12 protein-coding genes are annotated in these 8,749 nt (G+C 34.6%); 11 read left to right on the top strand and 1 reads right to left on the bottom strand.

Annotated features, from left to right (window positions below):
- Positions 1–61 precede the first annotated feature (61 nt).
- Positions 62–229: a hypothetical protein gene (locus BLP55_RS17085; RefSeq protein WP_170826893.1), complete on the bottom strand. Its 168-nt coding sequence runs from the start codon at positions 227–229 to the stop codon at positions 62–64.
- 720 nt (positions 230–949) lie between these two features.
- Here BLP55_RS17085 and BLP55_RS16865 point away from each other — a divergent pair.
- The 11 genes from BLP55_RS16865 (at position 950) to BLP55_RS15685 (ending at position 8,311) form a co-directional block, all read left to right on the top strand.
- A complete protein-coding gene (locus BLP55_RS16865) occupies positions 950–1,183 on the top strand; it encodes a hypothetical protein (protein WP_139149754.1) in 234 nt (77 codons plus the stop codon).
- 82 nt (positions 1,184–1,265) lie between these two features.
- Positions 1,266–1,703: a hypothetical protein gene (locus BLP55_RS15640; RefSeq protein WP_139149756.1), complete on the top strand. Its 438-nt coding sequence runs from the start codon at positions 1,266–1,268 to the stop codon at positions 1,701–1,703.
- Between the two features lie 175 nt (positions 1,704–1,878).
- On the top strand, positions 1,879–2,199 hold the full coding sequence (locus BLP55_RS15645) for a DUF6572 domain-containing protein (RefSeq protein WP_091146967.1): 321 nt from the start codon (positions 1,879–1,881) through the stop codon (positions 2,197–2,199).
- A gap of 201 nt (positions 2,200–2,400) precedes the next feature.
- Positions 2,401–2,931 (top strand): hypothetical protein, encoded by a 531-nt coding sequence (locus BLP55_RS15650; RefSeq protein ID WP_091146970.1) that lies wholly within the window; start codon positions 2,401–2,403, stop codon positions 2,929–2,931.
- 1 nt (position 2,932) lies between these two features.
- On the top strand, positions 2,933–3,088 hold the full coding sequence (locus BLP55_RS17090) for a hypothetical protein (RefSeq protein ID WP_170826894.1): 156 nt from the start codon (positions 2,933–2,935) through the stop codon (positions 3,086–3,088).
- A 667-nt stretch (positions 3,089–3,755) separates the two neighbouring features.
- Positions 3,756–4,286 (top strand): hypothetical protein, encoded by a 531-nt coding sequence (locus tag BLP55_RS15660; RefSeq protein WP_139149758.1) that lies wholly within the window; start codon positions 3,756–3,758, stop codon positions 4,284–4,286.
- Positions 4,287–4,450: 164 nt separating this feature from the next.
- Positions 4,451–4,906 carry a hypothetical protein gene (locus tag BLP55_RS15665; protein ID WP_091146976.1) on the top strand — a complete coding sequence of 152 codons (456 nt, stop codon included), beginning with the start codon at positions 4,451–4,453 and terminating at the stop codon, positions 4,904–4,906.
- Between the two features lie 176 nt (positions 4,907–5,082).
- The gene (locus tag BLP55_RS15670; protein WP_091146979.1) at positions 5,083–5,451 is read left to right on the top strand and encodes a hypothetical protein; all 369 of its coding nucleotides are present in this window, start codon (positions 5,083–5,085) and stop codon (positions 5,449–5,451) included.
- 326 nt (positions 5,452–5,777) lie between these two features.
- Positions 5,778–7,058 carry an AAA family ATPase gene (locus tag BLP55_RS15675; protein WP_170826895.1) on the top strand — a complete coding sequence of 427 codons (1,281 nt, stop codon included), beginning with the start codon at positions 5,778–5,780 and terminating at the stop codon, positions 7,056–7,058.
- Entirely contained in the window at positions 7,051–7,737 is a 687-nt protein-coding gene (locus BLP55_RS15680) for an RloB family protein (protein ID WP_091146983.1), read from the top strand. Before BLP55_RS15675 ends, BLP55_RS15680 begins: the two co-directional genes overlap by 8 nt.
- A gap of 184 nt (positions 7,738–7,921) precedes the next feature.
- Positions 7,922–8,311 carry a YbbC/YhhH family protein gene (locus BLP55_RS15685; RefSeq protein ID WP_091146985.1) on the top strand — a complete coding sequence of 130 codons (390 nt, stop codon included), beginning with the start codon at positions 7,922–7,924 and terminating at the stop codon, positions 8,309–8,311.
- The last annotated feature ends 438 nt before the right edge of the window (positions 8,312–8,749 follow it).

The following is an 8,749-nucleotide window of genomic DNA, read 5'->3' on the forward strand; positions in this document are numbered from 1 at the left end:
GCGAAACGTTGGCGGTAATTGCAGAAATATCCAACAAAATTTCAAGACAAAATGAACTATTTTAAATATCTATTATTTTACTTATCAAATTTTGTCGTTGCGTTAATAATTTACTTTCTGTCATTAAGGCCAATGGGACCAAGTAGCGAACAGCTTGTTGTAAATTTTGCGGAGAAGCCATTTTTACAATTTGTGCTTGAGTGGTTTCTTTTTCAAATTTTGCTGTCATTTATATTTTGTAGTGTTATATTCCTATTTTTTAAAAGCCACATGAAAACCGTCTTTAAAAGACACTCCTATATAATTCTATTTTTATTATATTCTGCTTTTTCAATTGTATGTGGATTAGAATATTTTAAATACATTAATGAATTGATATATTGAACCACAACTACCGCCAACAGCGCAGTTAAGCAAGAGCTGGATTTCGGTAAGTTGAATGTTCGTTTTTCACGAAGAATGTTCTATCTTGGCAGAGAGAACTCAGTCCGCTTTTCCGCTCCTGCGTAACTGCGCGAAACGTTGAGCGACATAAACAGAAACCGTATGTATAAAGTAGTTTTCGTCCTTTTGATTTTTGTGATTTTCTTGTTCTAAAAATGAAAATATTGAAGACAATAAATTTAAAAAATTAGAATATTCCACACGAATTAAATATACTGACAGAATTGCCAAAAAAATCATTCCCAATAAAAAATATGACTATTGGGCTTACATTGCGTATAAGCAATATTATGGAGGAAGTATTAAAGATTCTTATAAAATACTTAGCCAGGGCGGAGATTCTGTTTACAAGCACTACGCACTAAAAAAGTTTGTATTTCCAGGTTTTTTTGAAGGTTGCCATCCTAGCTACTGTTGCAATTACGTTGTCGTTGTTGAAAACAAAAAAGTTAAATATATAAAATCAATCGAGGAAGTCAGAACGTTCTTAGGAACAATTGATAATTTGGAAGAGGCACTTTTGCTGGCAAGCAGTTATGGCTACGTTATAGATAGCGATATTAAGGCAAGCGTTTATAAAGAAATAAAAAATGGCTATGTTTTTCATCTTCAAAAATTTCATGACTCTCCATATTTGGACGCGCAAGGCAAAGAAGCGATTGAGGTAACAATAACCAAAGAAGGTTTCATCAAATCTAGAACGTTAGGGTTTTATTGTAAGGGAAGTCGTTGTCTATAGTTTACGTCGCTCAACCGCGCATTTACTCAAAGCGCTCGTTTTCGGTAGCCGGAAGTTGTTGTTTCACGAAGAAAGTTTTATCTTGGCAGAGGCAACTCAGTTCGCTGGCGCCGCGTTTGCGCAAATGCGCCTAACGTTGGGCGATATTGCGGGAAGGAGAACGTGGTCAACAAGAACTTTGATTTTAATTATGAGAAAAATCCAAATTTATGCACTTATATTTTTTATTTTAAGTCATTTGTCGATTCCTTTAGTGATATTTATAGAAATGGATCAACTACCAAATCAAAAATTTTCGTTTTTCTATATAACTTGGATTTTAGGAATTTTAAGCTTAGTCTTAAACTTTATTTTAGCAACTAAAATATTAAAAAACTGGTGGTTCGCTTTATTTGTATTAACCGGCATCATGTGGTTAATGCCTATGTTGTTAGTAACAATTTTTGGAATACCTTTTTTACTGATACATCTTTTAGTTCTAATCCATTTGCATAAAGAATATTACTCTAGCGTGAAATAGAGTCAACATCGCCCAACCGCGCATTTACTCAAAGCGCTCGTTTTCGGTAGCCGGAAGTTGTGGTTTCCCGTAGAAAGTTTTATCTTGGCAGAGAGAACTCAGTTCGCTTGCGCCGCGTTTGCGCAAATGCACCTAACGTTATGCGAATGCCACAAACATCAATCTAAATTAGAAAATGAGCGTAGAACAAACTGACAAAATAGATTTTATAAGCATAACACCAAATCAGAAAGTTCAACTTACAATTTCAGACCATTTAGAATGGGATGAAAATGGAGATCATATTTTAATTTTACAAAAAAAACTCAATGCTTATCTTGATTTTATCGAGAGCGGGCAAATTCCTAAAAATTATTCAAGCGCCAGAGAAAAGGGAATAATAATTTCAATTTCCATCAAATTTTTCCCAAATGAATTTGCTCTCAATTTTTTAAAAGAAGCTGAAAAAATTATAAGTTCTGCTGGCTATGAATTTAGTTGGGAATATCACCCCTAGGCAATCGCATAACCGCCGTTTCAAGCCATTGCGGGGTTTTCGGTAGCCGGAAATTATAGTTTCACGAAGAAACATTATCTTCGGCAGAGAGAACTCAGCCCGCTTTGATCCGCAACGGCGTGAAGCGGCCTAACGTTGTGTGAAATGCCAGAAAACTTCGGGAAAGAGAGACAATCTCAATTCTAATTCATAAATTGCAATATGAAAAAAGAATTGGACGCAGGATTAGATTTTATAATTGACAAACTCACAAATTCAATTGAGAACGTCGTCACCGGTGATAGTTTCGCTACTGAAATTTCACTTCTGTCGTTCAACGACTTAAAATCAATTTCCAAAAGAAATGGCTGGGTTTTCAATTGGAAGTCTGAATTTGACAAACCAGAAAGAGACATTTATAAATTAACAATCGTAAATAATCTCAAAATCATTCAAGGGCTAGTTAGTCTCGAAGTTAAGCCAGATCATGTCTACATGCATTTGGTTGAAAGCGCTCCATTCAACAAAGGAAAAGATAAAATGTATTCTGGAGTTCCTGGAAATCTTGTAGCATTTGCTTGCAAATTGTCTTTTCAAAGAGGTCACGAGGGAAACATTGCATTTATAGCGAAAACCCAATTAATAGAACATTACAAAAAAACGCTTGGCGCTTTCCATTTTGGAGGCAGAATCATGATAATTGAAACTCAAGCTGCATTGAAACTAATTAATAAATATTTTAAAAATCAATAAAATGAAAAAAATTGAATTAGACGTAGATTTTATTGGTGAACAATCCAAACTTAGCAAGGAAGAGGAAAAAGCAATCTCGGAGTTTTTTCAATTGAAAAAAAGTTCAAATCAGAGAAGAAAATCTTCTAAAAATGCAGAGAAAAAATCTTCTAAATAACAGCACTTCACACAACAGCGCAGTTAAGCAAGAGCTGGATTTCGGTAAGTTGAACGTTCGGTTTTCACGAAGAAAGTCTTATCTTGGCAGAGAGTACTCAGTTCGCTCTGACGCTCCTGCGTAACTGCGCGAAACGTTACATGACAGCGCCGAGGAAACCCGGAAAATCGTTCGTGGAATCAACTTCGTCAGCCAATCTTTGTCGATAATTTTTTAAAATATTTTAGTTGTTCTGAATTTTGAAAATATATTTACTGAGCCTAAAATTTTCATATGATTCTCGTTGCGTTGAGTTTAAAAATATACTTGCTGAGCCTAAAGTTTTCATATGATTTTCGTTGCGCTGAGTTTCAAAAATATATTTGCTGAGCCTAAAATTTCCATGTGATTTCCGTTACGTTGAGTTTCAAAATATATTGTTTTCATATAATTCTCGTTGCGCTGACTTAGTTCAAATGAAAATCGCAAACCGAGCTGGCTCAATTCACTTTGAGTGGCGCCGTCCATGTAACAGCGCATTTACGTGATCGCTGGTTTTCGGTGGCCGGAATGTTTCAGTTTCACGAACTTTGTTTATCTTCGGCAGAGAGAACTCGGTTCGCTCTGACGCGACCACGCAAATGCGCGAAACGTTAGTAGCCATTACAAAAGACGAAAACCGTAAACTATGAACAAAGTTGTTATATTATTTTTGACATTTTTACTTTCTAATTCCATTTCGGCACAAGAAAGCAGATACAATATAGACAATTCTGCGAAATTAATTTTAAGCTCTTCCAAACTGAAAAATGACATTGAAATTTCATCATCTCTAAATTCAAGCGAGAAAATCTCAATTCGGTGGAAAGCCATGAATTATAATATCGTATTACTAAATTCAAAGAACGAGGAATATATTAAATCCTTTGATGATGAAAAATCTAATATTGTTGACATTTATGAGTATGATTTTGACAAAGACAATAATAAGGAGCTAATAATTATTAATTCTCTTTCGGAAGGTTATGGTAAAATCTATATTTTACGGAGAAATGGATTATTTGTAAAAGAATGTGGTACAATTGATCTTGGAATTGGAATAACTATAGATAATTCAATATTCAAGGTGTTTACAGGAGTTAGAGATTATTCACAAGATTATATTTACCTAGACAACAAAATTTGGAAACTTTGCGAGTTAGAAAGTAACGGCTACTAACCGCCGTTTCAAGCCATTGCGGAGATTTTCGTCACCGGAAATCTTTATTTCACGAAGAAAGATTATCTTCGGCAGAGAGAACTCGGCTCGCTTTGATCCGCAACGGCGTGAAGCGGCCTAACGTTATACGCCAGTTTAACACTTCGAAGTAAAACTAATCGAATATGAAAAACCTTCTTAAAATTCTAATTTTTACGATTCCATTTGCGGCCATCGGGCAAAATGACCTTATTGGAAATTGGCAAATTATTGCCATTGACAATGGAGAAATTTATTATCATTTTCAAAAGGACTCACTTTCAGTCTATCCAGAATTCGGCGAAACCGAGCTGACAACATCTAAATTAAACCAAGTAAAGTCAATGGCAAAAATGATGTATGGCCATACCGAATTTTCGTTCGATAAAACTGGAACATACAAATGGAATATGATGGCATCAATGGAGATTACAGGAAATTATATTGTTGACGAAACTCGAAAAATTATTAAACTGGAAGGTGAAAATTCCTTGGGTGAAAAAAGCTTTGACGATTTTCCATTTATTTTAAAAGACGATCTTTTAGAAATAACTGTTCCGGATTCGCTGCAACTTGGGAAGTTCGTTTTAAAAAGAAAGTAACCGGCGTATAACCGCCGTTAGGCGCAGTGCGCTGGTTTTCGGCAAGTTGAACTTTCATTATTCACGAAGAAATATTATCTTGGCAGAGAGAACTCAGTCCGCTTGGCCGCGACTTCGCCTAGCGGCCTAACGTTAACTGCAAGCGCACCTAGATTGCGGAGAAAAACTCATAATCGATGGATATTTCACCTACATATAAATTTTTAATCGGCATTTTAATATTTGTGGGATTTATCTGGCTTGCAAATAGAGATAAAACTGCAGGTTTTGATAAGGTAATTGAAACTATCAAACGAGATCAATATTATGGAATCGTAAGCGACAAGTTTATTGACAAAGAAAATCACAATACTCCTGTCTTAAAATTATCCCACGGAAAAAAAATAAGTTTGTATGGTCAACAATATGACTTGATCGAAATTGGAGATAGTTTGTCCAAACAGGTAAATAATGCCACAATCCAAGTTTATAAATCTGATACAATTATTGAAATTGACCAAGAAGCTTACATCGAATATTTGAAAACTCTAAAACAAAATAAATAAGCGCCAGCAGTTAACCGCCGTTTCAAGCGATTGCGGAGTTTTTCGTCACCGGAAATTGCTAGTTCACGAAGAAACATTATCTTGGCAGAGAGAACTCGGCTCACTTTGATCCGCAACCGCGTGAAGCGGCCTAACGTTATAGGTAATGCCTATTTCCAATCCGAAAATTTCTCCTAAACACCATATTTTTAAATTATTTTTATTCAATAAAATAGTATTTAAGAGATTTTTTCGTTTAACTTTGATGAAAATAATTTATTTTAAATATGCTTATACGTTTTATTACTAGTAACTTTCTATCTTTTAACGAGGAAAAAGAGTTCAATATGCTCCCTGGGAACTTTAAATCTCACAAGCATCACGTTTATAATTTAGGCAAAATACAAGTTTTAAAAGCAGCTGCTATTTACGGCGCGAATGGAGCAGGTAAGTCAAATTTAATTAAAGCAATTGAATTTTTACAAGAAGCTGTCGCGAATGGCGGTATTATAAAATCTGTAAACGAAACAAAATTTAAATTAAATAAAACAAATGAAGCGAAACCCATTTCATTTGAAATCGAGTTTTCAATAAACAAAAAAATATTTAGTTATGGAGTTAGTTTCAATGCTCATTTTGTAATTGAAGAATGGTTATATGAATCTGGTATAACTGTAGATGATAAAATGATTTTTGAAAGAAAAAATACAAAATCGGGTAAAATATCAATAGATGTTGCTGACAAATATAAAAAAACGCAAAAACAAAAACTCTTGATTGAGTTGATGGAAGATAGTTTGTTAAAAACCGGAGAGCTTTTAATAGGTAAATCTCATGAACTAAAAATAAACGAAATACTTGCTGCAAGACATTTTATAAAAAATAAAATTATTATAATTCACCCCGAAAGTAAATTTGCAAATCTTGTTCCTACATTGACATCATCAAAAGAATTTAAATCGTTTGCAAATGAAATGCTTCAGACGTTTGACACTGGCGTTTCAGAGTTAGATGTAGAAACTTTAAGTTTTGACAAATACTTTGGAGATGACGATGAAGAACTAAAAAAAGAAATAATTGAACAAGTTGACCAAGGCCACACAATTCTAATAAATACTGATACTGGAGGTGTATTAGCCGTAAAAGAGAAGGGCAAGTATATTATAAAGAGGGTGATTGCAAAACATGTTGGAAGTGATGGGAAAAAAATCTCATTTGATCTCACAGAAGAATCCGATGGTACACAACGATTATTGGATTTTATACCGGCGTTCAATAAAATTTTAACTGATGACGTAAGTTTTATAATTGACGAAATAGATCAAAGTCTACACCCTGCACTATTGAAAGTCCTGGTTCAAAAAATAATGCAAGAAGACAAAACCAAAGGGCAATTTATTTTTACTACACACGAATCTAATTTATTAGATTTGGAAATATTTAGACAAGACGAAATTTGGTTTGCAGAAAAAGATAAAATTAATGGCAATACACAGTTATACTCTTTAAGCGAATTTAAGCCTAGATATGATTTGGATATTAGAAAAGGTTATTTGAAAGGTCGATTTGGCGCAGTTCCTTTTTTAGCAAGTTTGGAAGATTTAAATTGGAATATTCAAGATGCATAAGAAACGAGGTTACAAAAGAGAAACGCCAATTGAGCTTGTACGAGATTATAAACTTTTTGCAATAGCATGTGAGGGAAGTAAACGAGAGCCGGAGTACTTTAAAATTTTAAGATATCTTTCAAAAAAAATTGCTGTCGATGTTATTGAAGATATAGTTAGTGAAGAGGAAGCAATCTCAATAAATCCTAATAAGTCTGCACCTAAATGGGTTTTAGATAGAGCGGTAAGATACATCGAGAAAGAAGGTTTAAATGATGATGACGATTTATGGTTTGTAATGGACATTGACAGATGGTCTGAAGCGCAAATTCGCGAAGTTGCCAGTTATTGCGATAAGTTTCCAAACTGGCACATCGTTTTAAGTAATCCGTGTTTTGAGGTTTGGTTATACTTTCATAAAAAAGCAAATATCGCAACATCAGAATCCATTACATGTAGCGATTTCAAAACAGAAATTTCTACGTTCGAAAAAGGCGGATATCACCCGCATAAGTTTCTACCGCAACTGGAAGAAGCTATCGCAAATGCAAAAAATGCAGACAGTGATAAGAATCATTTTATTCCAAAAGTAAAGGAAACAAAAGTGTATATTTTGGTAGAAGCAATTATCGAAGTTGTAGGTAAAAATGATTTTGAAAATTTCATCAAAAATATACTCCCTAAATTACCAAATAAATAACGTCCGGCACTACCTATAACCGCCGTTTCAAGCCATTGCGGGGTTTTCGGTAGCCGGAAGTTGCGGTTTCACGAACAAAGTTTTATCTTCGGCAGAGAGAACTCAGTCCGCTTTGATCCGCAACGGCGTGAAGCGGCCTAACGTTACCAGAAATGCTTCCGAACATGCCGCAAAATAAGGTCATATGAAAAACTTTGTCTTTTACTTTTGTTTCTTGTTGATAATAGCGTGCAAGCAAAATGAAAATTCTAATCAGAAAGAATTTCTCAATAGAAAGCAGGCAGAAATAGAACTTGAAGAAGCTTTAGTTGAAAATATTGATCCGCAAAATTTGCCCAATACCGAAGTTAAGTTTCTAAATGACGAGACATCTGCTGTAAAAGTTGCTGAAAAAATACTTTTTAAAATATATGGAGAGAAAAATATCGCAAAACAAAAACCTTATAAAGTCTATCTTATTAAAGAATTTTGGATAGTGTCTGGAACATTACCTGAAGGATTCGACGGAGGGACATTTTTAGTAATTTTAGATAAACGTAATTCAAGAATTTTAAAAATAAGCCATGGAAAGTAAGCGCACTTCTGGTAACAGCGCAGTTAAGCAAGAGCTGGTCTGTAGGCGGTTTGGCGCTTTTTCTTCACGAAAAAGCTCTATCTTAGCAGAGAGTACTCAGTCCGCTTTTCCGCTCCTGCGTAACTGCGCGAAACGTTACATGACAGCGCCGAGGAAAACCGGAAGATCGTCGTGCAGAATTAACTTCACCAGCCAATCTTTATCGTTAATTTTCATATGATTTTCTTTGAGCTGAATTTTAATTGTAGAGCCTAAAATTTCCACATGATTTCCGTTGCGCTGAGTTCAAAAATATATTTGCGGAGCCTAAGATTTCCATATGATTTCCTTTGCGCTGAGTTTAAAAAATACATTTACTGAGCCTAAAATTTCCATATGATTTCCGTTGCGCTGAGTTTTAAAAACATATTTGCAGAGCCTAAGATTTCCATATGATTC

It is taken from the genome of Flavobacterium caeni (genome assembly GCF_900101895.1).
GTDB classification, from domain to species: Bacteria; Bacteroidota; Bacteroidia; order Flavobacteriales; family Flavobacteriaceae; genus Flavobacterium; species Flavobacterium caeni.